The following is a 26,521-nucleotide window of genomic DNA, read 5'->3' as shown; positions in this document are numbered from 1 at the left end:
CAGCCTGGCAGTATTTGCGCACGCTTTACTGCAGTAAGAAGGACATTACGTTGAGTCGGATGCCATCAGTTGTCTTAACGACCTGATCTTACACCTGCTTATGGCAGGTGTTTTTTTGTCTGCAGTATGGCGAAGGGTAGATTCGGCTTCGGAACGCAAGGTTCAGTTAAGCCGCTTTGGGTTTTGCGATGAGTTCACTGGTCACGCGTATATCGAACTCAGTGAAAAGCGCGGTAGGAATTTTTTTATTGCCTATCTTCTTCAGGCTCACAAAGCCGTGACCTTCCAACGTTTTCAGCGTCGCAGACAGATTACTGACTCGACGTCCCGAAAGCTCCGCCAGCTCTGTAACGGTCTGAGGTTTGCGCTCGTGCATGAGCTTGAGAAGTAGGATGTTCTCATTGCTCAGCACCTGCGCAATCGCGTTTACGGACGCAAACCAAACTTTGGGTTCGTCAGCCTCCGGTTTGTACTGCCCACTCGCAATGCTCATTATTCGATTACGCATATTCTCTGGAGAAATAATGCCGATGAGCGCTTTCATGATCTACCCTCTTTTTCACCAATGATTTTGTCTACATTTCCCAGAAAGTCTTCGAGCAGTTGGCTGGCCGAAACGAAGAAATAGGGCTGCCCAGAATCAACAGAGGTTTTATGCAAATGGTCATAAACCGTCCATTTACCTGAAAAACCTCTCTTCGGCGGCTTAATGGCATGAGCGTTATCTATGCCGAAGATGCGGGTGTTGTAATTGTTATGGAAGGTAAGATTGTACCTTATGCCATGCGGCCTGAACTTCGACGGTGCTTCTTTACGAACCTCAATTTTCCACCAATATCCGCTCTCATAAGTAAATCGATATCCATCCATGTCGATCAGCGTATTTAATCCGTAGTCTTCATCATCCATATACTTATGACCCGATCATAACAAATCAATGTTGCTGTGTAAAATTTCATCAGACCCACACGGTAATGATCGAAACAGATCAGGATATTGATTAGCGATAAATTGCAGGCAAAAAAAAGCCGGGACAAGCCCGGCGTGCACAAAAGTAACAATCGTAAAATCAGGCGCTGGGATTGGTCTTCAGCGTAAGTAGCAGGCCTTCACGACGCATTTTGGCAGCGTCTTCCGGACGATGCAGGCGGTCGTAAACATCGGCCAGCCAGGCATAATCAAACGCATCCGGACGCTGCGCCAGCGCTTGCTGGAACGCTTCTGCTGCCTGCTGCCATTCCCCATGACGCATCAGCAGCTGACCCAGCGTGCTATGGAGCAGCGGCGTGGCGCCATGCTGTTTAATCTGCTGACGCAGCGCTTTTTCCAGAGATTGCGGATCGCCACTTTTGATACGCGGCATCAGCAATACCAGACGATCGTCATATTGGCGTTTCAGACCTTCCAGCACGATGCTCTGTGCGGTATCCGGGTCGTCACACTCAATCAGATGTTCTGCCATAGCCACCTGCAAGGCGGTTTCCTGACGCGTTTTGCGGCTCTGGTTTTGCCACCATTTCTTCAAACCGTCGCTGCCTTGATCGGCCATCGCCTGGTTCATCAGGCCCAGCCAGGCTTGCTGCTGCAAGGCATCGCGCTGTGCTTCATCATTGATCTGCACTTTCTGCATCGCAGGCAGAATGTCGAGCAATGCGCCCCATGCGCCGGTACGAACATAGGCTTGTTCTGCCAGACGCAACACTTCCGGATGGCGCGGTGCGACTTCCAGCAGGCGATCAACGCCATGGCGTGCAGCGTGATCTTCGTTGCGCGCCAGTTGCAGACGTACGCGTGTGATTTCAACCGGAATCGTGTCATTCACCGACAACTCAGAAGCACGCTCCAGATGCTGATTAGCACGGATTTCGTCACCGCGTTGCTGTGCCGCTTCGGCAGCCAGCAAGTAGTTTGCTACTGGCTGATCGGCGTGGTCGGCATTTTTCGACAGCAGTTTTTCGGCCTGTTTAAAGTCACCTTCCGCCAGTTTCATCAGCGCGCTTTGCGTGTGGCGCTGCGCGCTACGGCGCTTGCGGCCGGTGAACCAGCCGCGTGTGCGTGCGCCGGTACGGAACAGGCGACGCAGAATCCATTCCACCAATAAAATCACCAGCAGGCTGAGAATCAAGATGATCGCCAGGCCGGTTACGCTGGTTTCAATGTTCCAGTTGTCGGTTTGGATCAGCACGTAGCCCTGATGGCCGGCTACCATCGGTCCAACCACAATGCCCGCAATCAGCAGCAGGAAAAGCACCAATACTTTCAGCATGGTTAGCCTCCTTGTTGATCAGCAGCAACCGATGGCTGAGCCAGCAAATTACGTACGCGGGTTTGCATCAGTTTTTCCAGCAGCGGCTGGCTTTCCAGCGTATCCGGCACATCCATTGAAATGCTTTGCTGGCTCAATTCATCCAGCTGTGCAAGGAAGGCTTTGGTGGCGGCATCGTTGGTGTCGTACCAGGCGCGAACCCAGGTTGATACCGCATCGATAGACTGTTTGTAGATCTCATCCTGATGACGCGGTACGGCCTGAGCCGCAATCAGCAGGCGCGAACGAATGTTTTCGCGCAGGTAAACGTCCTGATTCGGTGCCAGCAGCGGCTGCGCGGTGTTGTCGCGGCGGCGGATGGTGATGAAATCATCCATAAAGTTATGCCAGCTTTTCACCAGATTTTGACGCCATTCGTGCAGCGAACTGGAGAGTTCACCGCCATCGGCGTCCATAGGCGAATCATCGCTGTCGTTGTCGGCCAGGCGTAGATTATCGACGCCGTTCGACAGCTGATTAAGCTTGAGGATGGTGCCGTCATAATCAACCTGGCTGACGGCGGAGAGTGAACTGATGTCCTGCGTTAAGGCGCGACGCACGTTCATCACACTCGGATCGTTCATGTCGGCCAGGCTGGAATCAGCACTTTTCAATAACGCTGCCGCGGTGGTGACATCCTGATCGCTCCACAGTTTGCGGCCCGCCAGTTTGACGAGGTAGTCCGCTTGCGCCAGTAGCCAGGTACGCGTGTCGTTTCCAGAGATGGTAGCGACTTTATCACGCAGGGTTTCCAGCTCTTTTGCGCTGTTATCCTGCTGCGTGCGCGCCTGCTGCAAGGCGCTGTTGGCGCTATCCAGCTGTTGCGTCAGCTGCTGTTTGTCGCTGCCTAGTTGCTGCTGCAAGGCGCTCAGCTGCTCACTGAGATTCTGGTTAGTTTGAGCCTGTAAATCGGCCTGGTGTTTCCCATTAAGGTAAAGTCCCGCCCCAATCGCCAGCGCAATCACAATCGCCACGGCACTCAGCACCTTGCCATCGCCTTTTTTATCGCGAGGTGGTTTGGTTGCTGGCGAGGGAGAATTGTCCGCTGGGGTGGTTTCTTCAACCATGGCGGAGGAGGCTTTTTGTTCCGTCATTATGGCTCATCCCATTGTTAAGTTCAGCGTAACGCGCGCAGCAGCGCATCGTTATCGGCACCATCGGCTACATCAATGTCCTGCCAGCCTAATTCAGCGGCTTGCGTAGCCAAACGTTCACTGACGACCACAAGCCGACAGTGCAGTAACCATTCCCGACGATCAATTGGCGGAAACAGAGAAAAGAGTTGTTGTAACATTTCGCCGCTGGTTACCACCAGCGTTGTAATGCCGCGATCGCGCCAGCGTCGGCCTTCAGTCGCGCCGTTGTAGTGCTTTTCACAGCGCTGATAGCACTCGCAGTATTGCACCTCAACGCCGCGTTCAATCAGCGTTTCTGCCAGCAACTCGCGCCCCGGACTGCCGCGCAGAATCAGCGCGCGTTTGCCATTCACCTGCTGCAGACGGTTCAGGCGCACCAGCTCTTCGCTGGTCTCCCGCGCATGAGGATAGTCTACTTTGAGATTACTGACGGTATGCAGGGCTAAAGCGGTGCTGCGACCAATAGCATAATAGTTGAGGGCTTCAGGCCATGTTGTCGCGCTTTGCTGTAAAGCGGGCTCGGCGAAAGTAACGACCTGCTGCGACAGTAAAAACACCAGATCGCCTGGCTGTAACGCCGCAAGTTGGCTTGGCAAATGGATAAGATCGCGACCCGGCGTAAATTCAATCAGCGGGAAGCCCCATGCCAGCTTGCCCAGGCTGCGCAAACGCGAGACCAGTTCAGTGGCGGCCGGTTCCGGGCGGGTCACGAGGATGGTCATACTGGCGGTTGACCTTGATACACTTCACGCAGAATGTCGCGCGCGCCGCCATCCAACAGCTCTTCGGCCAGCGAAACCCCCATTCTTTCGGCGTGATCGCGTGGACCGCGACGCTCGCCGACCACCATTTGACTGCCGTCCGGTGAGCCAACTAATCCGCGCAGCCACAGCTGATCGTCTTCCAGCACCGCGAAGCTGCCGATAGGCACCTGACAACCGCCTTCCAGCCGCGTGTTCATTGCGCGTTCGGCGCGCACGCACACGGCGGTATCGTCGTGATTCAACGCCTGTAGCAGCGTAATCAATTGCTCATCATCTGCGCGGCATTCAATGCCGACGGCGCCCTGACCCACGGCGGGCAGGGAGATCTCGGCAGGCATTGCCTGACGGATGCGATCTTCCAGACCTAAACGCTTCAAACCGGCCGCCGCCAGAATGATGGCGTCATATTCACCGGCATCAAGTTTGCCAAGACGCGTGCCGACGTTGCCGCGCAGTGAGCGAATCACTAAATCCGGACGACGGGCGCTAAGCTGGCACTGGCGACGCAGGCTGGACGTCCCAACAACCGCGCCTTGTGGCAGCTCATCAACACTGTTGTAACGATTGGAGACGAAAGCATCGCGCGGATCTTCACGCTCGCAAATGGTCACCAGACCGAGGCCTTGTGGAAAATCGATCGGCACATCTTTCATTGAGTGCACGGCGAGATCGGCGCGGCCTTCCAGCATTGCCAGCTCAAGCTCTTTAACGAATAGCCCTTTGCCGCCAACCTTTGCCAATGGCGTATCAAGGATGACATCACCTTTGGTGACCATCGGCAGCAACTCAACTTGCAGACCCGGATGAGCCGCCATCAGACGCTGTTGGACATATTGTGCCTGCCACAAAGCAAGGGGACTTTGTCTGGTAGCAATTCTGAAAATTTTGTTTAACATGCTGTTAACCATTTTGATCGTTCATCGAATATCCTATCATTGATAGGGGAATGCTGTCAGTTTCAACGGATTGAAAAGGCCGCGATGTCAGACTGCGCCTGGATCTTGCGGGTCGCAGTTTTATGTCGAAGTCTGAAAAAAGCAGGGCTACGGTCGGAACATGCTAAACTGTTAAGTAGCGCAACTTTCTTTACGGTCAATCCTCCGGGTGTTAGATTGATCACGTTTCCAGCAATTATTTGCCCGATATCTTTATTATTAAGCGGCAGAATGCGGAAACAGGGTGCTTAACACTGGGACAATCAGGCGAAACGTCTTGTACCTCTACATTGAGACACTGAAACAGAGACTGGATGCGATTAACCAGTTGCGTGTAGATCGCGCACTGGCTGCCATGGGGCCTGCTTTCCAGCAAGTCTACAGTCTGCTGCCAACATTATTGCATTACCATCATCCGCTGATGCCGGGCTACCTCGAAGGTAGCGTTCCGCATGGCGTCTGCCTTTACACGCCCGATGAAAATCAATTCCAGCTGCTGCAGAACCTAGCGGGCGGACAACCACTCGATCTCACCGCCGCCGTCGCGGGCGAACGTCCAATTACCGGCATTTACTCAATGGGCAGCACCTCGTCGGTTGGGCAAAACAGCATTTCCGACCTCGACATCTGGGTATGCCACCAATCGTGGCTGGATAATGATGAGCGCCTCAATCTGCAGCGTAAGTGTACGCTGTTGCAGAAATGGTGTGTGTCGATGGGTGTGGAAGTCAGCTTCTTCCTGATTGACGAGAACCGTTTCCGCCATAACGAAAGCGGTAGCCTCGGCGGTGAAGACTGCGGTTCTACCCAACATATTTTGCTGCTGGATGAGTTCTACCGTACCGCCGTGCGTATGGCGGGTAAACGCATCCTGTGGAATATGGTGCCTGGCGAAGAGGAGCACCATTACGACGATTACGTCATGTCGCTCTATTCACAAGGCGTACTGACGCCGAATGAGTGGCTGGATCTCGGCGGCCTTGGCACGCTGTCGGCGGAAGAGTACTTCGGTGCCAGCTTGTGGCAGCTGTATAAAAGTATCGACTCGCCGTATAAAGCGGTGCTGAAAACCCTGCTGCTGGAAGCCTACAGCTGGGAATATCCCGACACGCAGCTCTTGTCGATGGACATCAAGCAGCGCCTGCACGACGGCGAAATTGTCTCCTTCGGTCTCGATCCTTACTGCATGATGCTGGAGCGCGTGACGCGCTATCTCACCAGCGTTGATGACATGGCGCGCCTCGATTTAGTGCGTCGATGTTTCTATTTAAAAGTGTGTGAAAAGCTCTCGAGCGAAGATCACCATCATCAGCGCACCGGCTGGCGGCGCGAGATCTTATCGCAGCTGGTTAAAGAGTGGGGCTGGGATGAAGAGAAGTTAGCGGTACTGGATAACCGCGCGCAGTGGAAAATCGAACGGGTACGCGAAGCGCACAACGAGCTGCTGGATGCGATGATGCAGAGCTATCGCAACCTGATTCGCTTTGCGCGTCGCAACAATTTAAGCGTCAGCGCCAGCCCGCAGGATATCGGCGTGCTGACGCGTAAACTGTATGCCGCGTTCGAGGCGCTGCCGGGTAAAGTCACTTTAGTGAACCCGCAGATTTCGCCCGATCTCTCGGAAGAGAATCTTACCTTTATTCATGTCCCGGCGGGCCGCGCTAATCGCGCCGGTTGGTATCTGTATAACCAATCGCCGGACATGAGTTCCATCATCAGCCATCAGCCGCTGGAATATAATCGCTATCTGAACAAGCTGGTGGCGTGGGCGTGGTTTAACGGTTTGCTGACCAGCAAAACGCGTCTGCATATGAAGGGCAACGATCTGTGCGATCTGCCGCGTCTGCAGGAACTGGTTAACGATGTGTCGAGCCACTTCCCGCTGCGCGTGCCAGCACCGACGCCGAAAGCGCTCTACAGCCCGTGCGAAATTCGTCACTTAGCGATTATCGTTAACCTGGAACACGATCCTACCTCCGCATTCCGCAATCAGGTGGTGCATTTTGATTTCCGTAAGCTGGATGTGTTCAGCTTCGGTCAGCAGCAGCAATGTCTGATTGGCAGCATCGATCTGCTCTATCGCAACTCGTGGAATGAAGTGCGTACGCTGCACTTCAATGGTGAGCAGGCGATGATTGAGGCGCTAAAAACCATTCTCGGCAAAATGCATCAGGATGCAGCGCCGCCGGATACGGTAGAAGTATTCTGCTACAGCCAGCATCTGCGCGGTTTAATTCGTACTCGCGTGCAGCAGCTGGTTTCGGAATGCATTGAGCTGCGTCTGTCGAGCACGCGTCAGGAACCGGGCCGCTTTAAAGCGTTACGCATGGCGGGCCAAACCTGGGGCTTATTCTTCGAACGCATGAGCGTGTCGGTGCAGAAGCTGGAAAACGCCGTGGAATTTTATGGCGCGATTTCTAACAACAAGCTGCATGGTTTGTCGATTAAAGTGGAATCGAACCAGACGCCGTTGCCGCCGGTGGTGAACGGCTACGCCAGCGAAGGCATCATTCAGTTCTTCTTTGAAGATACTAATGACGATCGCGGTTTCAACATCTATATCCTCGACGAAACCAATCGCGTTGAGGTTTATCACCATTGCGAAGGCAGTAAAGAAGAGCTGGTACGCGACGTGAGTCGATTCTACTCATCGTCGCATGACCGTTTTACCTACGGTTCCAGCTTTATCAATTTTAACCTGCCGCAGTTCTACCAGATTGTGAACACTGGCGAACGTTTCCAGGTGATTCCTTTCCGCAGCCAAACGCTGACGCAGCTCTGCGCTACCCAGCCTGACAACGACAACGGCGACTTCCAGCCGCGCTACCAAATGCATTGATCCCGCCCGCGTTCGCGCGGCGGGATGCGCTGTTACTCTGACCTGCCGCAGGAAATGCGGCTATTTCCTGTTGCTTTTACAACGTCAACTGCGATGATAAGCAACCATGGCTTTAGGACAGAAGAGCAGACAGAATGATACGAGTGATGAGTCAGCTGGGTATGGCGCTGGCACTGGTCAGCCTGGTAGGCTGTGGCCTAAAAGGACCGCTGTATTTCCCGCCGAAAGATCAGCCAAACAAGCCGAAACAGCAGGTCACCGCGCAGCAGCAAAAAGCGGCTCAGGATGCTGATGTCGGTGGTTTGGTCACCAGCAAGCCTGGTTCGCAGGCCAACTAAACTCAATGAGTAATCCGGCGGAGCAGAAAATGCAGTTCTCAAAAATGCACGGTCTCGGCAACGACTTTATGGTTGTGGATGCTGTGACGCAAAACGTCTTTTTTTCGCCGGAACTGATTCGCCGCCTGGCGGACAGAAATCTGGGGATCGGTTTTGATCAGCTACTGATCGTTGAACCGCCTTACGATCCGGATCTCGATTTCCATTACCGCATTTTCAACGCCGATGGCAGCGAAGTCGCGCAGTGCGGCAACGGCGCACGCTGCTTTGCCCGCTTTGTGCGTCTGAAAGGTTTGACCAATAAAAGCGACATTCGTGTCAGCACGCAAACCGGCCGCATGGTGCTCAGCGTTACCAATGATGAGCTGGTGCGCGTCAATATGGGTCAACCCAACTTCGAACCGCAAAGCGTGCCGCTCCGCGCGAATAAAGCAGAGAACCTTTATTTGCAGCGGGTGGCCGAGCAAACCGTGATGTTTGGTGCGGTATCGATGGGCAATCCGCACTGCGTGATTCAGGTAGAAAGCGTGAAAACCGCGCCGGTGGAAACGCTGGGCCCAGAGCTGGAAAGCCACGAGCGATTCCCGGAGCGCGTCAATGTCGGCTTTATGGAAGTGGTCAATCGTGAACACATCCGTCTGCGCGTGTATGAACGTGGTGCAGGCGAAACCCAGGCATGCGGCAGCGGCGCCTGCGCGGCGGTCGCCTGCGGCGTTCAGCAGGGCATTCTGGCGGAAAATGTCCGCGTCGATTTGCCGGGCGGAACGCTGCACATTGCCTGGAAAGGGGAAGGGCAGCCGCTGTTTATGACCGGTCCAGCCACACACGTCTACGATGGGTTTATTCATCTATGAAAAATGTCGAAGAGCAAACCGAAAGCGAGGTTTTGCTGGACGATCAATCGGTAAGCGCATTTCTGCGTCAAAACCCCGATTTTTTTATTCGCAATGCGCGCCAGGTTGAACAGATGATGGTGCCGCATCCGGTACGCGGCAGTGTTTCGCTGGTGGAGTGGCATATGGCGCGGCAGCGCAACCACATCCAGCAGTTAGAAGAGGAGATCACGCTGCTGATGGAGCAGGCTACCGCCAACCATCAGCTGTTTGATCGCCTGCTGGCGCTGCAAGGTCATCTCGCCGCCGCCGACAGCTTGCAAGAGATGCTAACGCGTCTGCACCGCTGGGCGCGCGAACTGGGTCTGGCCGGCGCACACGTACGCGTGTTCAATGACAAGTGGCACATCGGCGCACCCTCTGATTTCACCCAGCTCGGCTTGTCACGTCAGGCATTCGAACCGCTGCGCATTCAGCGCTTCGGCAATGAACATCACTATCTCGGCAGCCTGAACGGTCCGGAATTGCTACTGCTGTTGCCGCAGGCCAAAGCGATTGGCTCGGTAGCGATGTCGCTGATGGGCGAACGCGGCGAGCTGGGCATATTAATGTTCACCAGCCGCGATAATCAGCATTATCAGGCGGGCATGGGTACGCTGCTGCTGCAGCATCTGGCGCAAATGTTGCCGGATCTGCTGTCACGCTGGATTGAACGCGCATGAGTCACGTCAGTCCGCTGCTGCCGGCCGTGGATGACTTTCTGCGTTATCTCAAGGTCGAACGCCAGCTGAGTCCGCTGACGCAAAAGAATTACCAACGGCAATTGCAGGCGATTATGGCAATGGCCGATGAGATGAAGCTGACGAGCTGGTCGCAGCTGGAACCGGCGCAGGTGCGCAGCCTGGCGGCACGCAGCCGGCGGGGCGGTTTAGGCGCCAGCAGTCTGGCGCTGCGTATGTCGGCGCTGCGCAGTTTTCTCGACTGGCAAGTGCATCAGGGCATGCTGAGCGCCAATCCCGCCAAAGGCATATCCACGCCGCGTAATGCGCGCCATCTGCCGAAAAACATGGATGTCGACGAAGTTAACCAACTGCTGGAGATCGATCTCAACGATCCGCTGGCAGTACGCGACCGCGCGATGCTGGAAACCATGTACGGCGGCGGTTTGCGTCTGTCTGAGCTGGTGAATATGGATTGTCGCCACATGGATTTGGAGGCCGGTGAAGTGCGGGTGCTGGGTAAAGGCAGCAAAGAGCGCCGCGTACCGATTGGCGGCACGGCGGTGACCTGGATTCAGCACTGGTTACCGCTGCGTGCTAGCTTTGCGCCGCAGGATGATGCGCTGTTTGTCTCCAGCCGCGGCAGCCGGATTTCGACGCGCAACGTGCAGAAGCGTTTTGCCGAATGGGGCATCAAGCAAGGCGTTGCCAGCCATATTCATCCGCATAAACTGCGCCACTCTTTTGCCACGCATTTGCTGGAATCAAGCGGCGATCTGCGCGCGGTACAGGAACTGCTCGGTCACGCCAATCTGGCGACCACGCAAATCTACACTCATCTGGATTTCCAGCATCTGGCGACGGTTTACGATGCGGCCCATCCGCGTGCCAAACGAGGAAAGTCTTAATGAAGTTTTATCGTCCGCTCGGCCCAATCAAAGCAATCACCTTTGATCTCGACGACACGCTGTATGACAACCATCCCGTCATCCGCAAAACCACTGCAGAATCGCACGCTGCGCTGCAGGCGTATCATCCGGCGCTGCGAGAATTCACCCCGGCGGATTATCAGACGCTGCGCAATGAGTTGCTGGCGCGCGAGCCGGAAATTTATCACGACGTGTCTGAATGGCGTCGTCGCTCGGTGGAGCTGGCGCTGCTCAATGTCGGCTTATCCAAAGCGGAAGCCACCGCCGGTGCCAGCGACGTGATGAGCGTCTTCCATCAGTGGCGTAGTGAAGTCGATATGCCGGAAGAGACGCATCAAACGCTGACGTGGCTGGGCGAGCGTGTGCCGCTGGTGGCGATCACCAACGGCAATGCCTGTCCGGAAAAGCTCGGCATCCATCATCACTTCCAGTTCGCGCTGCGTGCCGGTCCGCACGGTCGCGCCAAGCCGTGGCAGGATATGTATCATCTGGCCGCTGAGCGTTTGAGCATTGCGCCGCAGCACATTCTGCACGTCGGCGACGATCTCACCACTGATGTGGCCGGTTCGCTGCGTGCCGGTATGCAAGCCTGCTGGATCAATTTGCGTGAAGGCAATCTGATGAAGATCGACGATGCGCGTTTGCTGCCGCACGTTGAAATTGATCGGTTGGCATCTCTGACCTCGCTGCTATAATCCACACATGTAAATATATACAGCTCTATCCGCAGCAGTGTGGATTTGAGTTCATTTTCTTTCGCGAACGGTGCTTATGGACGTTTCTGATCTGCTTGACGGCTTGAATGACAAACAGCGCGAGGCGGTCGCCGCACCGCGCAGCAACCTGCTGGTGCTGGCCGGAGCAGGCAGTGGCAAAACCCGTGTGCTGGTGCATCGCATCGCCTGGCTGCTGTCGGTAGAGAACTGCTCGCCGTATTCGATTATGGCGGTGACCTTCACCAACAAAGCGGCGGCGGAAATGCGCCATCGTATCGATCAGCTGATCGGCACCAGCCAGGGCGGCATGTGGATTGGCACTTTCCACGGCCTGGCGCACCGTTTACTGCGCGCGCATCACCTTGATGCCGGCTTGCCGCAGGATTTCCAGATCCTCGACAGCGACGATCAGCTGCGTCTGCTGAAGCGCCTGATCAAAGCGATGAACCTTGATGAGAAACAGTGGCCTGCGCGTCAGGGCATGTGGTACATCAACGGTAAAAAAGATGAAGGCCTGCGGCCAAAACACATCGAAAGCTACGGCAATCCGGTTGAACAAACCTGGCTGCGCATCTATCAGGCGTATCAGGAAGCCTGCGATCGCGCCGGATTAGTGGATTTCGCCGAGCTGCTGCTGCGCGCCCACGAACTCTGGCTTAACAAGCCGCATATCCTGAACCATTACCGTGAGCGTTTCAGCAACGTGCTGGTGGATGAGTTCCAGGATACCAACAATATTCAGTACGCATGGATTCGCATGCTGGCGGGTGATAGCGGCCGCGTGATTATTGTTGGCGATGACGATCAGTCGATTTACGGCTGGCGCGGTGCGCAGGTGGAGAACATCCAGCGCTTCCTGCAGGATTTTCCCGGCGCGGAAACCATTCGCCTGGAGCAGAACTATCGCTCGACCAACAACATTCTGAAAGCGGCGAACACGCTGATCGCCAACAACAATGGCCGCCTCGGTAAAGAGCTGTGGACCGACGGCAGCGATGGTGAAAAGATCTCACTCTACTGCGCATTCAACGAGCTGGATGAAGCGCGCTTTGTGGTCAATCGCATCAAAAGCTGGCACGAGAACGGCAATGCGCTGCAGGATTGCGCCATTCTCTACCGCAGCAACGCCCAATCGCGCGTGCTGGAAGAGGCGCTGCTGCAAGGCAGCATGCCGTATCGCATTTATGGCGGCATGCGCTTCTTCGAGCGTCAGGAGATTAAAGATGCGCTGGCCTATCTGCGTTTAATGGCCAATCGCAACGACGATGCAGCCTTTGAGCGTGTGGTGAACACGCCGGTGCGCGGCGTCGGCGATCGTACCCTCGATGTGGTGCGCCAGACCGCGCGCGATCAGCAACTCACCTTGTGGCAGGCCACGCGCGAGCTGTTGCAGAACAAAGCCTTAGCCGGACGCGCCGCGTCGGCGTTACAACGCTTCTGCGAGTTGGTCGATTCACTGGCCAGCGAAACCGCCGAGATGCCGCTGCATGTGCAAACCGATCGCGTAATTAAAGACTCCGGTTTATGGGTGATGTACGAGCAGGAGAAGGGCGAGAAAGGCCAGGCGCGTATAGAAAACCTTGAGGAACTGGTCACGGCAACGCGCCAGTTCAGCTATCAGGACGAAGACGAAGATTTGATGCCGCTGCAGGCGTTCTTGTCGCATGCGGCGCTGGAGGCAGGCGAAGGCCAGGCCGACAAATGGCAGGACGCGGTGCAGCTGATGACCATGCACTCGGCGAAAGGGCTGGAGTTCAGCCAGGTATTTATCGTCGGCATGGAAGAGGGCATGTTCCCGAGCCAGATGTCGCTGGATGAAGGCGGTCGTCTGGAAGAGGAGCGCCGTCTGGCTTACGTTGGCGTGACGCGTGCCATGGTCAAGCTGACGCTCACCTATGCTGAAAGCCGTCGTCTTTATGGTAAGGAAGTGTATCACCGTCCATCACGCTTCATCGGTGAGCTGCCGGAAGAGTGCGTGGAAGAGGTGCGTTTGCGCGCCAGCGTCAGCCGTCCGGTGAGCCATCAGCGCATGGGCACGCCCATCGCGCAAAATGACAGCGGCTTCACGCTCGGCCAGCGCGTGCGTCATGCCAAGTTCGGTGAAGGCACCATCATCAATCTCGAAGGCAGCGGTGAACACAGCCGTTTGCAAGTGGCGTTTCAGGGCCAGGGCATCAAGTGGCTGGTGGCGGCTTACGCCCGTCTGGAAACGGTGTAGCGCGGTTGCGCTACCTTGACGACTTTTTCGTCTCAGCGTAACATGCGCGCACTATTATCATGAGAGGACAATGCCTTGGACGCGCCCAGTCGATGCTGGCTCAATCACCTGTTTAACAGGAACTCCTAAGGTTACCTCTTTTAGCTGGTAGCCTTAGCGGTTAACAGCGACCTCCCTTTTTTACTCTCGTCGCGTGAGTTAGCACTGATTTACCCTTGAAGCGAAAGTTTCCGTGTTCAGGCTTCGCCGTGCCCGTAATTTACAGTGGTCACCGCCTTGTCCCATTCCGAAAAAATGGGGAGTTATTGCTATGCTGAGCGCATTTAAACTCGATCGTAATCGCCTGACGCGCATCGAGCTGGAAGAAGATAACGACAAACTCAACACGTCTGTTTGGGTCGATCTGATCGAACCTGACGACAGCGAACGCGATCGCGTGCAATGCGAGCTCGGCCAGAGCCTGGCGACGCGTCCGGAACTGGAAGACATCGAAGCCTCGGCGCGTTTCTTCGAAGACGAAGACGGCCTGCACATTCACTCCTTCTTCTTCTTTGAAGATGCCGAAGACCACGCTGGCAACTCCACCGTGGCATTCACCATCCGCGAAGATCGCCTGTATACGCTGCGCGAACGCGAACTGCCAGCTTTCCGTCTCTATCGCATGCGTGCGCGCAATCAGATGCTGACCGATGGCAACGCCTATGAGCTGCTGCTGGATTTGTTTGAGACCAAAATCGAACAGCTGGCGGATGAGATCGAGAACATCTATAGCGCGCTGGAGAAACTCAGCCGCGTGATCATGGAAGGCCAGCAGGGCGAAGAGTACGATCAGGCGCTGTCACGTCTGGCGGAGCTGGAAGATATCGGCTGGAAAGTGCGGTTATGTCTGATGGATACCCAGCGTGCCCTCAACTTCCTGGTGCGCAAAGCGCGTCTGCCGGGCAACCAGCTGGAGCAGGCGCGTGAAATCCTGCGCGATATCGAATCGCTGTTGCCGCATAACGAATCGCTGTTCCAGAAGGTCAACTTCCTGATGCAGGCGGCAATGGGCTTCATCAATATTGAGCAGAACCGCATCATCAAGATCTTCTCAGTGGTTTCGGTGGTATTCCTGCCGCCCACGCTGGTGGCATCCAGCTACGGCATGAACTTCGAGTTTATGCCGGAGTTGAAATGGAGCTTTGGTTATCCGGGCGCGATTAGCCTGATGATTCTCGCTGGCCTGGCGCCGTACCTCTATTTCAAACGCAAGAACTGGCTTTAACCCTTCTTACTCCCCTCTAAACAATTCGAGTTGCAGCAAGGCGGCAAGTTTGTGAATCCCAGGAGCTTACTAAAGTAAGTGACTGGGGTGAATAAAGGCAGCCAACGTAGCTGCGACTTGAATTATGACGAGGGGAGCGTAATCTGTTGGCTCTCTTCTTAAATCAATGATTTCCACCCTATGGCGCGCTTCTCATTGCGACTTCAGTGGACACTGCTGCTGATTGCTTCGTTAGTGCTGGGGATTATCCTCCAGCTGTTCCATCTTCCTGCGGCCTTGCTGCTTGGCCCGATGATCGTCGGCACCTTTATGGGCTTGTCCGGCGCGACTGTTCGCATCGATAAACGTTTCTTCGTGCTGGCACAAGCGGTGCTTGGCTGCATGATTGGCCAGAGCTTATCGCCGGGCATTCTCACACCGCTGATTCAGGATTGGCCGGTGGTGTTGGCGGTGCTGGTGCTGACGTTGGCGGCCAGCGGCCTGTCCGGTTTTCTCCTGGTACGCTTCAGTAGTTTGCCCGGCCCAACCGGCGCATGGGGATCGTCGCCCGGCGGCGCTTCGGCGATGGTGGCGATGGCCGGTGATTTCGGGGCGGATGTGCGGCTGGTGGCGTTTATGCAGTATCTGCGCGTGCTGTTTGTCGCCACCGCTGCGGCCGTGGTGGCGCGCATTGGCCTCGGCACCCACGGCGGTGCAGCTGAACTGGTGTGGTTTCCCGCGCTGCACAGCAGCTTTCTGCTGACGCTGCTGGTGATGGTCGCCGGTGCGTGGCTCGGCCAGAGGCTGCGAATTCCCTCTGGTGCCTTGCTGCTACCCGCGCTGATCGGTGCGATATTGCACGGCACCGATGTGGCGACTTTGCAGGTTCCGGAATGGCTGCTGGCGCTAGCCTACGCACTGATTGGCTGGAGCGTGGGATTGCGTTTCACCCGACCGATTTTCAAACTTGCGCTGCGAACGCTGCCGCAAATGTTGCTGTCGATTTTTGGTTTGATGCTATTGTGCGGCGGATTAGCCTGGATGCTAACGCGCGTGCTACACGTCGATCTGATGACCGCCTATCTGGCAACCAGCCCGGGTGGGCTGGATACCGTGGCGATTATTGCGGCCGGCACGCGCGTCGATATGGCTTTTGTCATGGCGCTGCAGACGCTGCGTCTGTTCACCATTCTGCTTACCGGTCCGGCGCTGGCGCGTTTTATTTCACGCTACGCGCATGCGCGCCCGAGCTGAGAACGCAACCGCATCAATAATGAACACGGCGAGCGCCAGCCAGATAAAGCCGAAGGTCACCATTTTATCCGGCGTCAGGCGCTCGCCGTAGAACAGCACCGCCAGCAGGAACATCAGCGTCGGACCCAGATACTGGAAGAAACCGACGGTCGATAAGCGCAGACGCGCGCAGGCGGCAGCAAAAAACATCAGCGGAATGGTGGTGATAATGCCCGCCGCGACCAGCTTGAGATTGAGGCTCATGGCGTTGGCGCTGAGATGGCTGGTGGCGCTATCGGCAAAACCAAACAGGTAAATCGCCGCCAGCGGGAATAGCCACAGCGTTTCGATCAACATGCCACTTTGCGCATCGACCTGAATTTTTTTGCGCACCAAACCGTACAAAGCAAAACTCAACGCCAGGCCAAGGCCGATAATCGGCAGCGATCCAAACTGCCACAGCTGCACCAGCACGCCGGTGGTCGCCAGCAGTACCGCCAGCCACTGCAAGCGGCGGAAGCGTTCGCGCAGGAACAGCATGCCAAACACCACATTAATCAGCGGGTTGATAAAGTAGCCGAGGCTGGCTTCCAGCATGTGCTGATTGTTCACTGCCCAGATAAACAGCAGCCAGTTGCCGCCAATGGTGGTGGCGGTCAGCGCCAGCAGCAGCACCTTTTTCGGCTGAGCCAGTACGCTACGTACCTGCGCCCAGCTGCGCGTCAATGTGATCAACAACAGCATAAACAGTGCGGACCAAATCACGCGATGCGTCATGATCTCGGTAGCGGGCACCTCTTTGACCAGTTTGAAGTAGGCGGGGGCAATGCCCCAAATGAAGTAAGCGCCGAGCGCATAGCCAATACCCTGGCGAGTTTGTTGCGAATCCATCATGTCATTCCAAAAATACTGATTAGCCAATCATGTAGGTGGCGGTAGCGGTGGCGATGTAATCGCCTTGCTGGTTATGTAACTCCACGCGCGCCACAGCGACTTTGTTGCCGCCGCGCAGCAGGCTGCTGGTGGCGACAAAGCGCTCGCCGCGGCCAGGGCGCAGATAATCCACGCGCATATCGATGGTGCCCATGCGTGACAGGCGCTGACGCAGCTCTTCCTCGGTAATGCTCTCCTGACGCGTCAGCGCATAGCTGACACACACCAGCCCGGCGGCGACATCGAGCACTGAAGCGATCACGCCGCCGTGCAGAATCTGCTGCGCCGCGTTGCCGACCAGCATGGTTTTATTGGCGAAGCCGAGTTCGGCGTAATCCGCTTCCAGTCGATCCAGCTCTAATCCGAGCGCCTGATTGAAGGGCATGTGATAAACAAAGATTTCGCCAATCAGACGACGCGCTTCCTGCTGTGTCAGCAACGGGGATGACATAATGCCTGCCTTAAAATGTTAACGAGTTGTGTATATTATGCCGCGTTCGAGCCGCTTTCCAGTTTCGGAAATCGGCGCTGATCAACCGCAGGTTTTGCGTGTAGAATGGCCTGCTTTTTGAACCGTCACTTGACGATTACGACACGCAGTTCTCTGGAGAATTCTATGCGTAAGCATTACGCCTTGCTGGCCGCGGCGCTGATCCTTCCTGGCCTGGCGCAGGCTGAAGAAGCCACGATAAAAGAGGTTCATGATGCACCGGCAGTGAAGGGCAGCATTATCGCTAACCTGCTGGAGAAACACGATAACCCGTTCGTGCTCTATCCTTACGAAAACAACTATCTGCTCTACACCTACACCAGCGACATGAACAAAGAGGCGATCTCTTCGTACAACTGGGCAGACAAAGCTAAAAATGATGAAGTAAAATTCCAGCTCAGCCTGGCGTTTCCGCTGTGGCGCGGCATTTTAGGCGATAACTCGGTGCTGGCGGCGTCTTATACTCAGCGCTCGTGGTGGCAGCTCTCGAACCGTGGTGCGTCATCACCGTTCCGTGAAACCGATTATGAGCCACAAATTTTCCTCGGCTGGGCCACCGATTACACCTTCGCAGGCTGGACCTTACGCGATGTGGAAACCGGCTTAGTGCATCAGTCGAACGGCCGCAGCGAGCCGACCTCACGCAGCTGGAACCGCGTTTACGCGCGCTTCATGGCGCAGAACGGCAATCTGCTCGCAGAGATCAAACCCTGGTATCGTCTGCCTGAAAGTGAAAGCAATGACGATAACCCGGACATCACCAAATACATGGGTTACTACCGCGCCAAGCTCGGCTACATGATGGGCGAGAACATTTTCAGCGTGGAAGGTAACTACAACTGGAACAGCGGCTTTGGCGGTGCAACCTTCGCCTGGAGCTACCCGATCTCTGAACACGTGCGCTTTTACACGCAGGTCTTCAGCGGTTATGGTGAATCATTGATCGACTATAACCATCGCCAGACGCGCTTCGGCGTGGGCGTGACGCTCAACGATCTGTTCTAACCCGCAACAAAGACAGGATTACCGTGGCAACATCGGCAGTGCTTAATCAGGAAATGCTGGCGCAGCAGGTATTACAAGATACCTTCGGCTATCAGCAGTTCCGCCCAGGTCAGCAAAACATCATCGAAACCGCCCTGTCAGGACGCGATTGTCTGGTGGTGATGCCGACTGGCGGCGGCAAATCGCTGTGCTATCAAATCCCGGCGCTGGTGCGCGAAGGGCTGACGCTGGTGGTTTCACCGCTGATTTCACTGATGAAAGATCAGGTCGATCAGCTGCTGGCCAACGGCGTGGCTGCAGCGTGCCTCAACTCGACGCAGACGCGTGAGCAGCAGCAGCAGGTGTTTGCGGATTGTCGTACCGGCAAGCTCAAGCTGCTGTATATCGCGCCTGAACGTCTGATGATGGACAATTTCCTCGACAGCCTGCACCAGTGGAATCCGGTGATGCTGGCGGTGGATGAAGCGCACTGTATTTCGCAGTGGGGCCACGATTTCCGTCCGGAATATGGCTCGATCGGCCAGTTGCGTCAGCACTTCCCTGATTTGCCGGTCATGGCATTGACCGCCACCGCCGATGAAACTACGCGTAACGATATCGTCCATCTGCTGCAGATGGACGATCCGCTGATTCAAATCAGCAGCTTTGACCGCCCCAATATTCGCTACACGCTGGTGGAGAAATTCAAACCCACTGAGCAACTTCTGCGTTATGTGCAGGATCAGCGCGGCAAAAGCGGCATCATTTACTGTAACAGCCGCGCCAAAGTGGAAGACACCGCCGCGCGCCTGCAGAGCCGTGGTTTGAGCGTTGGCGCGTATCACGCCGGCATTGATAGCGCGCAGCGTGCCAGCGTGCAGGAAGCCTTCCAGCGTGACGATCTGCAAATTGTGGTCGCTACCGTGGCGTTCGGGATGGGCATTAACAAACCCAACGTGCGCTTTGTGGTGCACTTCGATATTCCGCGCAACATCGAATCCTATTATCAGGAAACCGGCCGCGCCGGGCGCGATGGCCTGCCTGCCGAAGCGATGATGCTTTACGATCCGGCCGACATGGCGTGGTTGCGTAAATGTCTGGAAGAGAAAGTGCCTGGCCCGTTGCAGGATATTGAACGCCACAAGCTCAATGCGATGGGCGCGTTTGCTGAAGCGCAAACCTGTCGTCGTCTGGTGTTGCTGAACTATTTCGGCGAAGGTCGCCAGCAGCAGTGCGATAACTGCGATATCTGCCTCGATCCGCCGCGTCGCTACGACGGTTTGCTGGAGGCGCAAAAGGCGCTGTCGAGCATCTATCGTACCGGCCAACGCTTTGGAATGGGCTATATTGTTGAAGTTTTGCGCGGCGCCAGTAATCAGCGCATTCGCGACAACGGCCACGACAAACTGCCGGTGTACGGCTTAGGCCGCGAGCACAGCCACGAACACTGGATCAGTGTGCTGCGTCAGCTGATCCACCTCGGGATGGTAACGCAAAACATCGCCATGCATTCGGCGCTGCAACTCACCGAAGCGGCGCGTCCGGTATTACGTGCGGAAGTGCCGCTGATGCTGGCGGTGCCGCGTATCGTGACGGTGAAAACGCGCGGCAGCAGTTCGCCGAAAGTGCACAGCGGCAATTACGATCGCCAGCTGTTTGCCAAGCTGCGTAAGCTGCGCAAAGCGATTGCCGATGAAGAGAATATTCCGCCGTACGTGGTGTTTAATGATGCCACGCTAATTGAAATGGCAGAACAAATGCCGATTAGCGCGTCAGAAATGCTCAGCGTGAACGGCGTCGGTCATCGCAAACTGGAGCGTTTTGGTAAGCCGTTCCTGGTGATGATCAAAGAACATGTTGATGAAGGTTAAAGGAAAAAATTCATGCTGATGTTATTCGCCACCGTCGCGCTGGTGCATCTGGTTGCGCTGATGAGTCCCGGCCCGGACTTCTTCTTTGTGTCGCAAACGGCGGCGAGCCGCTCGCGCAAAGAGGCGATGATGGGCGTTCTGGGCATTACGCTGGGTATTGTGATCTGGGCCGGAGTGGCGCTGATGGGCCTGCATCTGATCCTGGAAAAAATGGCCTGGCTGCATGAAATCATTATGGTCGGCGGCGGATTGTATCTGCTGTGGATGGGCTGGCAGCTGATGCGCTCAGCGCGTCAACGTCATAAGCAGCCACAATCGGAAGCGCCGGTGGTTGAGCTGCCGAAAAAGGGCATGAGCTTCCTGAAAGGTTTCCTGACTAACCTGTCGAACCCAAAAGCGATCATCTACTTCGGTAGCGTATTCTCATTGTTTGTTGGCAACGACGTTGGCGCGATGGAGCGCTGGGGGTTGTTCCTGCTGATTATCGGAGAGACGTTCGCGTGGTTTACGCTGGTGGCGGCGATTTTCGCTATGCCGTGGATGCGTGATAAGTATCAGCGAATGGCGAAGTGGGTGGATGGTATGGCGGGCGTGTTGTTCGCCGGTTTTGGCATTCACCTCATCATTTCACGTTAAGCCTGGTTTACTTGCCATTTCGGTACCGGGCAGTGCTCGCCCTCCTCACGTACGACGTGTACGCTCCGGGGGCTGCGCGCTGGCCGGCACCGAACTGGCTGCGCCACCAACGGCTTTGAAGTGGGTGCGATTTTCTTTTACGCCATTCTGCGTGCGCTGGCTAGCAGCGCGCCTACTGCCATAAACAATCCACCAAAGGTGCGGTTCAGCAGCTTCATCTGCTTCGGGCCTTTAATCCAGCCGGCGATACGCGTTGCCAGCGTGGCGTAACCAATCATTACGATGATATCGACCACAATGGTGGTCACGCCCAGCACCAGATATTGCATGAGCTGCGGCTGGTGCGGCTGAATAAACTGCGGGAACAGCGCAGCGAGAAACACGATGCTTTTCGGGTTGGTGAGGTTTACCAACACGGCACGCTTAAACAGGCGGCGACGCGGCATGGCTTTGGCAACGGCGTCGAGGTCGATGCCACCCGCCGAGCGCCACTGCTGAATGCCCAGCCATACCAGATAGGCTGCACCGGCCCACTTCAGGACTTCAAACGCCAGAATCGATTGGGAAAACAGCGCACCTAAACCGGCGCCGACCAGCACAATATGAATGGCCAGACCCAGCTGCAAGCCGGTAATCGATGCCGCTGCGCCGCGATAGCCGTGACTGATGCCGGTGCTCATGGTGTTGATCGCGCCGGAGCCGGGTGAAAGGCTGAGGATGGTTGTGGTCAGCAGATAGGTTAACCACCATTCAATGGTCATGTGTGACATTCCCTGAAGTTAGCGAAGTGTGACACAATACGACAGAAAATCGCCGCACGCTACGCAGCACAGGCGCGCAAATCACGTTTTTTTCAGGGGGACGGATGCAGCAGCATAAACAGAGTTGGCTCGGACGTGAGCGAGGCTTTTCGGCCTTTGCCACCGGTCCGCTGCTCGACTTCTGGCGTCGCCGTGAAGAGTGTGAATTTACCGGCGTCGGCAACCTGAAGATTCGCTACGTCCGTTTCACCTCACCGCAACATCGCCGTGTCATTCTGGTCGTGCCTGGCCGCATTGAGAGCTACATCAAGTATCCCGAACTGGCTTACGACCTGTTCATGTGCGGCTACGATGTGGTGATTCTCGACCATCGCGGTCAGGGACGCTCTGAACGTCTGCTGGAAGATTCGCATCGCGGCCATGTGGTGGAATTTGGCGACTACGTTGACGACCTGGAAACGCTGTATCTGAAAGAGATCGTGAGTCCACATTATCAGCAGCGCTACGTGCTGGCCCACTCGATGGGCGGCGCGATTTTAGCGCTGTTTCTGGCGCGTCAGCCGCAGGCGTTTCATGCTGCGGTGTTCTCCGCGCCGATGTTTGGCATTGTGCTGCCGCTGCCCGACTGGATGGCGCACCGCATTCTGGACTGGACCGAGAAACTGCCGGCGCTGCGTGAAGGTTACGCGCTGGGCACCGGGCGCTGGCGCGCCAATCCGTTTGGCATCAACCGCCTGACGCATAGCCGCGAACGCTATCGCCGTAACCTGCGTTTTTACGCCGACGATCCGGCAATTCGCGTCGGTGGCCCCACTTATCACTGGGTGCGCGAAGGCGTGCAGGCCGGGCGGGACATCTTCAATCAGGTAGCGAACATCACCACGCCGACCTTGCTGCTGCAGGCCAGTGAAGATGATGTGGTGGATAACCGCTCACAAAATCTATTTTGTACGGCGATGGCCGCAGCAGGACATCCCTGCGCGGGCAACGCGCCGTATGTGATCAAAGGAGCGCGTCATGAGATCTTGTTTGAAACAGACGCGATGCGTGCCGAAGCGCTAAACGCGGTGGTCGATTTCTTTGAACGCCACGCTTAATCAATTTTACTTTCCGATATCAACACCCGAGGTTTACATGTATCACATCGTCGCATCCGACCTGGATGGCACGCTGCTCTCTCCGGACCATCGCCTGACGCCGTTCGCGCGCACCACGCTGCAGGAACTGGTGGCGCGTGATATCCACTTTGTCTTTGCCACCGGCCGTCACTATATCGACGTCGGACAGATGCGCGATAAGCTCGGCATTCCGGCTTACATGATCACGTCTAATGGCGCACGCGTGCACAACGCCGCAGGTGAACTGGTGTTCAGCCACAATCTTGACGCCGACATCGCCAGCGATCTGTATGGCCTGCAATATCATGACGAGCATATCCTGACGCACGTCTATCGCGACGATGAGTGGTTCATGAGCCGTCATCGTCCGGATGAGCAGGACTATTTCCGTGAATCGGTGTTTAACTATCAGGTTTACCAGCCGGGCATGCTGCCGACTGATGGCATCAGCAAAGTGTTCTTCACCTGCGAAGATCCGGAGCGTTTAATTCCCATGGAGCAGGCGATTGAAGCGCGCTGGGGCGATCGCGTGAATGTCAGCTTCTCGCTGCCAACGTGTCTGGAAGTGATGGCGGGCGGCGTTTCCAAAGGCCACGCGCTGGAAGCGGTAGCGAAACAGCTCGGCCACTCGCTGAAAGCGTGCATCGCCTTCGGCGACGGCATGAATGATGTGGAGATGCTCAGCATGTCGGGTAAAGGCTGCATCATGCGCAATGCGCAGCAGCGTTTGAAAGATACCTTGCCGACGCTGGAAGTGATTGGCAGCAACGCGGATGACGCCGTGCCGCATACGCTGCGTAAACTGTTCCTCGCCTAGAAAAAAGGGCCGGTCACCACCGGCCCTTTTTCGTTATGCCAGCTGTTTCTTGTGCTTGTGCTCACTGACCATGGTGAGCAGCAGCAGAATCACTGCCAGCACCGATCCGCCAATCATCACAATGAATCCGCCGTCCCAGCCGAAATAATCCACGGTGTAACCGACAATCGCACTCGCCGCAACCGATCCGCCGAGATAGCCAAACAGCCCGGTAAAGCCGGCTGCCGTTCCGGCCGCTTTTTTCGGTGCCAGTTCCAGCGCGTGCAAGCCAATCAGCATCACAGGACCGTAAATCAGGAAGCCGATCACAATCATGCACAGCATGTCGATGCCTGGATTGCCTGGAGGATTCAGCCAGTACACCACGGTGGCGATGGTCACCAGCGTCATAAAGAACACGCCGGTTGCGCCACGGTTGCCGCGGAACACTTTGTCCGACATCCAGCCGCACAGCAGCGTGCCGGGAATACCGGCATATTCGTAAAAGAAGTAGGCCCACGAGGATTTATCCAGCGTGAAGTGCTTCACCTCTTTCAGGTAGGTCGGCGACCAGTCGAGAATGCCGTAACGCAGCAGGTATACAAACACGTTCGCCAGTGCGATGTACCACAGCAGCTTGTTGGGCAGAATGTACTGCATGAAAATCTGCTTCGCCGTCAGCTCCTGCTCGTGATCCTCGTTGTAATCCGGCGGATAATCATTTTTCCACGCTTCAATCGGCGGTAAACCGCAAGATTGTGGTGTGTCACGCATCAAGGCGAAGGCAATAATCGCGATGAGGATGGCGCCAAACGCCGGCATATACAGCGCGGCTTTCCAGTCGTTAAACCACGCCATGCCGAGCAGGAACAGCAGCGGAGGAATACCGCCACCGACGTTATGCGCGCAGTTCCACACCGACACAATTCCGCCGCGCTCTTTCTGCGACCACCAGTGCACCATGGTGCGCCCGCACGGCGGCCAGCCCATGCCCTGGAACCAGCCGCACAGGAACAGCAGCACAAACATCACCATGATGCTGGAGGTGGCCCACGGCACGAACCCCATCACCAGCATCACCGCTGCGGCAAGGATCAATCCGGCGGGCAAAAACACGCGCGGATTCGAGCGGTCTGAGACCGAGCCCATAATGAATTTCGAGAAGCCGTAAGCGATGGAAATGCCCGATAGCGCAAAGCCGAGATCGCCGCGCGAGAAGCCTTGTTCCACCAGATAAGGCATTGCCAGCGCAAAGTTTTTACGCACCAAATAGTAGGCGGCATAGCCAAAAAATATTCCCAGGAAAATCTGCCAGCGCAGACGACGATAAAGCGGATCAACACGATCATCGGCCACTTGTGGGCGATGCGGTGCAGGTTTGAAAATACTCAACATGAGTGTGGCCCTCCAGGGCGCGATATAGTTATGAGTTCCCAGCAGGTTGGGGCAAAAACAGGCAGTAAAAATGGCAAAGCGAAGTTTCCATTTCGCGCAAAGGATAGTGATGGTCACGCGCAGTTACTGTGACATGTGACACATATGTTACAGTTTTATGACAATTGAGAGCGAAAAAAACCAGGAAATGTTGTATTTCGCGCATTTTTACCCGGACGTTAAAATGAGAAATGAAAATTATTCGTCGTTATTTTATCCACTTGTAAACCAGATAGTTCACCCCGATTTCGACAGTTTGTTTACACTAGCGCCACTGTTCATTTTGAGATCGTTACCGTGCTGTTACTGATCGTTACCACCATTCTGTGGGCCTTTTCCTTCAGTTTGATCGGGGAATACCTCGCAGGTCAGGTGGATTCCTGGTTCTCTGTTTTGATGCGTCTGGCGCTCGCCGCCATCGTTTTCCTGCCGTTCCTGCGCTGGCGCGGTTACCGTGCTTCCACCATCCTGCTGTATATGCTGGTGGGCATGCTGCAGCTTGGCATCATGTATTTATTAAGCTTTGAGGCTTATCTGTATCTCAGCGTGACCGAGTTCCTGCTGTTCACCGTGATGACGCCGCTGTATGTCACGCTGATCTACGATTTGCTCAGCCGACGTCCGCTGCGTATCGGCTATGCCTTCAGCGCGCTACTGGCGGTAATCGGTGCGGCGATTATTCGTTACGACAAAGTCAGCGACCATTTCTGGTTTGGCTTGCTGCTGGTACAGGCGGCAAACATCTGCTTCGCCATCGGCATGGTGGGCTACAAACGCCTGCAGGAAACTCGCCCGATGCCGCAGCACACCGCATTTTCGTGGTTCTATCTGGGCGCGGTGATGATCGCGGTGATCGCCTGGAGCTTGTGGGGCAATCCGAACAAACTGCCGACCACGTCGCTGCAGTGGGGCATTCTGGTGTGGCTGGGCGTGGCGGCTTCAGGTTTGGGCTATTTCATGTGGAACTATGGCGCTACGCAGGTGGATGCTGGCACGCTGGGTATTATGAACAACATGCATGTGCCAGCGGGCTTGCTGGTGAATCTGGCGATCTGGCAGGAGAAACCGCATTGGCCAAGTTTTCTCGCCGGTGCCGCCGTGATTTTCGCATCCCTTTATGTGCACAAACGCTGGGTATTAGGTAAGAAAAGCAACGCATAGGCTAAAAGGGAAGGGATAGCGCGGCAGTGGAGCAAAGCATCCGAGCCATGGATGGCGAGGCTGATCCACAAGGAAGTGGTTTCCCTTTGCGATCTGCTGCGCTATCCCTGACCCGGCTCGAACAAAGAA

The 26,521-nt window shown here is 55.8% G+C and carries 25 protein-coding genes; 15 read left to right on the top strand and 10 right to left on the bottom strand.

Going from position 1 to position 26,521, the window contains the following annotated elements:
* Positions 1 to 166: 166 nt before the first annotated feature.
* The 6 genes from ACVLVH_RS18145 to hemC form a co-directional block, all read right to left on the bottom strand.
* On the bottom strand, positions 167 to 544 hold the full coding sequence (locus tag ACVLVH_RS18145; RefSeq protein ID WP_192414410.1) for an HVO_A0114 family putative DNA-binding protein: 378 nt from the start codon (positions 542 to 544) through the stop codon (positions 167 to 169).
* Positions 541 to 909, bottom strand: coding sequence for a toxin-antitoxin system TumE family protein (locus ACVLVH_RS18140; RefSeq protein WP_312463524.1), 369 nt, complete (start codon positions 907 to 909; stop codon positions 541 to 543). Before ACVLVH_RS18140 ends, ACVLVH_RS18145 begins: the two co-directional genes overlap by 4 nt.
* Positions 910 to 1,069: 160 nt before the next feature.
* The gene (gene hemY / locus ACVLVH_RS18135) at positions 1,070 to 2,266 is read right to left on the bottom strand and encodes a protoheme IX biogenesis protein HemY (protein WP_312463522.1); all 1,197 of its coding nucleotides are present in this window, start codon (positions 2,264 to 2,266) and stop codon (positions 1,070 to 1,072) included.
* Between the two features lie 2 nt (positions 2,267 to 2,268).
* Positions 2,269 to 3,399 carry a uroporphyrinogen-III C-methyltransferase gene (hemX, locus tag ACVLVH_RS18130; protein ID WP_101763760.1) on the bottom strand — a complete coding sequence of 377 codons (1,131 nt, stop codon included), beginning with the start codon at positions 3,397 to 3,399 and terminating at the stop codon, positions 2,269 to 2,271.
* A gap of 23 nt (positions 3,400 to 3,422) precedes the next feature.
* Positions 3,423 to 4,163, bottom strand: coding sequence for a uroporphyrinogen-III synthase (gene hemD, locus ACVLVH_RS18125; RefSeq protein ID WP_192414416.1), 741 nt, complete (start codon positions 4,161 to 4,163; stop codon positions 3,423 to 3,425).
* Positions 4,160 to 5,101, bottom strand: a complete 942-nt coding sequence (hemC, locus tag ACVLVH_RS18120) for a hydroxymethylbilane synthase (protein ID WP_101763931.1) — start codon at positions 5,099 to 5,101, stop codon at positions 4,160 to 4,162. Before hemC ends, hemD begins: the two co-directional genes overlap by 4 nt.
* A 316-nt stretch (positions 5,102 to 5,417) precedes the next feature.
* On the opposite strand from hemC, the gene ACVLVH_RS18115 reads away from it, so the two are divergent.
* From ACVLVH_RS18115 to ACVLVH_RS18075, 9 genes are all read left to right on the top strand, one after another.
* A complete protein-coding gene (locus ACVLVH_RS18115; RefSeq protein WP_312463518.1) occupies positions 5,418 to 7,979 on the top strand; it encodes a class I adenylate cyclase in 2,562 nt (853 codons plus the stop codon).
* Positions 7,980 to 8,113: 134 nt separating this feature from the next.
* Positions 8,114 to 8,317 carry an LPS translocon maturation chaperone LptM gene (lptM, locus tag ACVLVH_RS18110; RefSeq protein WP_101763757.1) on the top strand — a complete coding sequence of 68 codons (204 nt, stop codon included), beginning with the start codon at positions 8,114 to 8,116 and terminating at the stop codon, positions 8,315 to 8,317.
* Positions 8,318 to 8,346: 29 nt separating this feature from the next.
* A complete protein-coding gene (gene dapF, locus ACVLVH_RS18105) occupies positions 8,347 to 9,171 on the top strand; it encodes a diaminopimelate epimerase (protein ID WP_110867946.1) in 825 nt (274 codons plus the stop codon).
* Positions 9,168 to 9,872, top strand: coding sequence for a DUF484 domain-containing protein (locus ACVLVH_RS18100; protein WP_101763756.1), 705 nt, complete (start codon positions 9,168 to 9,170; stop codon positions 9,870 to 9,872). The genes dapF and ACVLVH_RS18100 overlap by 4 nt, the downstream gene beginning before the upstream one ends.
* Positions 9,869 to 10,777, top strand: a complete 909-nt coding sequence (xerC, locus tag ACVLVH_RS18095; protein ID WP_312463514.1) for a tyrosine recombinase XerC — start codon at positions 9,869 to 9,871, stop codon at positions 10,775 to 10,777. Before ACVLVH_RS18100 ends, xerC begins: the two co-directional genes overlap by 4 nt.
* Entirely contained in the window at positions 10,777 to 11,493 is a 717-nt protein-coding gene (yigB, locus tag ACVLVH_RS18090) for a 5-amino-6-(5-phospho-D-ribitylamino)uracil phosphatase YigB (RefSeq protein WP_312463513.1), read from the top strand. The genes xerC and yigB overlap by 1 nt, the downstream gene beginning before the upstream one ends.
* Positions 11,494 to 11,569: 76 nt before the next feature.
* On the top strand, positions 11,570 to 13,732 hold the full coding sequence (uvrD, locus tag ACVLVH_RS18085) for a DNA helicase II (protein ID WP_101763753.1): 2,163 nt from the start codon (positions 11,570 to 11,572) through the stop codon (positions 13,730 to 13,732).
* Positions 13,733 to 14,042: 310 nt separating this feature from the next.
* Positions 14,043 to 14,996, top strand: a complete 954-nt coding sequence (corA, locus tag ACVLVH_RS18080) for a magnesium/cobalt transporter CorA (RefSeq protein WP_008105777.1) — start codon at positions 14,043 to 14,045, stop codon at positions 14,994 to 14,996.
* A gap of 180 nt (positions 14,997 to 15,176) precedes the next feature.
* A complete protein-coding gene (locus tag ACVLVH_RS18075) occupies positions 15,177 to 16,229 on the top strand; it encodes an AbrB family transcriptional regulator (RefSeq protein ID WP_280172311.1) in 1,053 nt (350 codons plus the stop codon).
* Here ACVLVH_RS18075 and rarD read toward each other — a convergent pair.
* Positions 16,200 to 17,099 carry an EamA family transporter RarD gene (gene rarD, locus ACVLVH_RS18070; RefSeq protein WP_498949960.1) on the bottom strand — a complete coding sequence of 300 codons (900 nt, stop codon included), beginning with the start codon at positions 17,097 to 17,099 and terminating at the stop codon, positions 16,200 to 16,202. The genes ACVLVH_RS18075 and rarD overlap by 30 nt on opposite strands.
* A 22-nt stretch (positions 17,100 to 17,121) precedes the next feature.
* On the bottom strand, positions 17,122 to 17,592 hold the full coding sequence (locus ACVLVH_RS18065) for a thioesterase family protein (RefSeq protein ID WP_101763750.1): 471 nt from the start codon (positions 17,590 to 17,592) through the stop codon (positions 17,122 to 17,124).
* A 165-nt stretch (positions 17,593 to 17,757) separates the two neighbouring features.
* Between ACVLVH_RS18065 and pldA the strand changes: the two genes are divergently transcribed.
* From pldA to rhtC, 3 genes are read left to right on the top strand one after another with little or no spacing between them, the layout of a single operon-like run.
* Positions 17,758 to 18,636: a phospholipase A gene (gene pldA / locus ACVLVH_RS18060; RefSeq protein WP_101763749.1), complete on the top strand. Its 879-nt coding sequence runs from the start codon at positions 17,758 to 17,760 to the stop codon at positions 18,634 to 18,636.
* A gap of 23 nt (positions 18,637 to 18,659) precedes the next feature.
* On the top strand, positions 18,660 to 20,486 hold the full coding sequence (gene recQ, locus ACVLVH_RS18055) for an ATP-dependent DNA helicase RecQ (protein WP_101763748.1): 1,827 nt from the start codon (positions 18,660 to 18,662) through the stop codon (positions 20,484 to 20,486).
* Between the two features lie 12 nt (positions 20,487 to 20,498).
* Positions 20,499 to 21,122 carry a threonine export protein RhtC gene (gene rhtC / locus ACVLVH_RS18050; RefSeq protein ID WP_110867926.1) on the top strand — a complete coding sequence of 208 codons (624 nt, stop codon included), beginning with the start codon at positions 20,499 to 20,501 and terminating at the stop codon, positions 21,120 to 21,122.
* Between the two features lie 137 nt (positions 21,123 to 21,259).
* On the opposite strand, the gene rhtB is transcribed toward rhtC, so the two are convergent.
* Positions 21,260 to 21,883: a homoserine/homoserine lactone efflux protein gene (rhtB, locus tag ACVLVH_RS18045; RefSeq protein WP_101763746.1), complete on the bottom strand. Its 624-nt coding sequence runs from the start codon at positions 21,881 to 21,883 to the stop codon at positions 21,260 to 21,262.
* 104 nt (positions 21,884 to 21,987) lie between these two features.
* Between rhtB and pldB the strand changes: the two genes are divergently transcribed.
* Positions 21,988 to 22,980: a lysophospholipase L2 gene (gene pldB, locus ACVLVH_RS18040; protein WP_101763745.1), complete on the top strand. Its 993-nt coding sequence runs from the start codon at positions 21,988 to 21,990 to the stop codon at positions 22,978 to 22,980.
* Between the two features lie 37 nt (positions 22,981 to 23,017).
* The gene (gene yigL / locus ACVLVH_RS18035; RefSeq protein WP_101763744.1) at positions 23,018 to 23,818 is read left to right on the top strand and encodes a sugar/pyridoxal phosphate phosphatase YigL; all 801 of its coding nucleotides are present in this window, start codon (positions 23,018 to 23,020) and stop codon (positions 23,816 to 23,818) included.
* A gap of 33 nt (positions 23,819 to 23,851) precedes the next feature.
* Here the strand turns inward: yigL and glpT are convergent, their stop codons facing one another.
* Positions 23,852 to 25,192 (bottom strand): glycerol-3-phosphate transporter, encoded by a 1,341-nt coding sequence (gene glpT, locus ACVLVH_RS18030; RefSeq protein WP_110867929.1) that lies wholly within the window; start codon positions 25,190 to 25,192, stop codon positions 23,852 to 23,854.
* Between the two features lie 336 nt (positions 25,193 to 25,528).
* Here glpT and ACVLVH_RS18025 point away from each other — a divergent pair, with 336 nt between their 5' ends.
* Positions 25,529 to 26,392 carry a carboxylate/amino acid/amine transporter gene (locus tag ACVLVH_RS18025; protein ID WP_137384917.1) on the top strand — a complete coding sequence of 288 codons (864 nt, stop codon included), beginning with the start codon at positions 25,529 to 25,531 and terminating at the stop codon, positions 26,390 to 26,392.
* Positions 26,393 to 26,521: the final 129 nt, after the last annotated feature.

It is taken from the genome of Kluyvera sp. 1366, from assembly GCF_054823405.1.
Note: the sequence above shows the minus strand (reverse complement) of the source record. Positions and strands in the feature narration are given on the sequence as shown.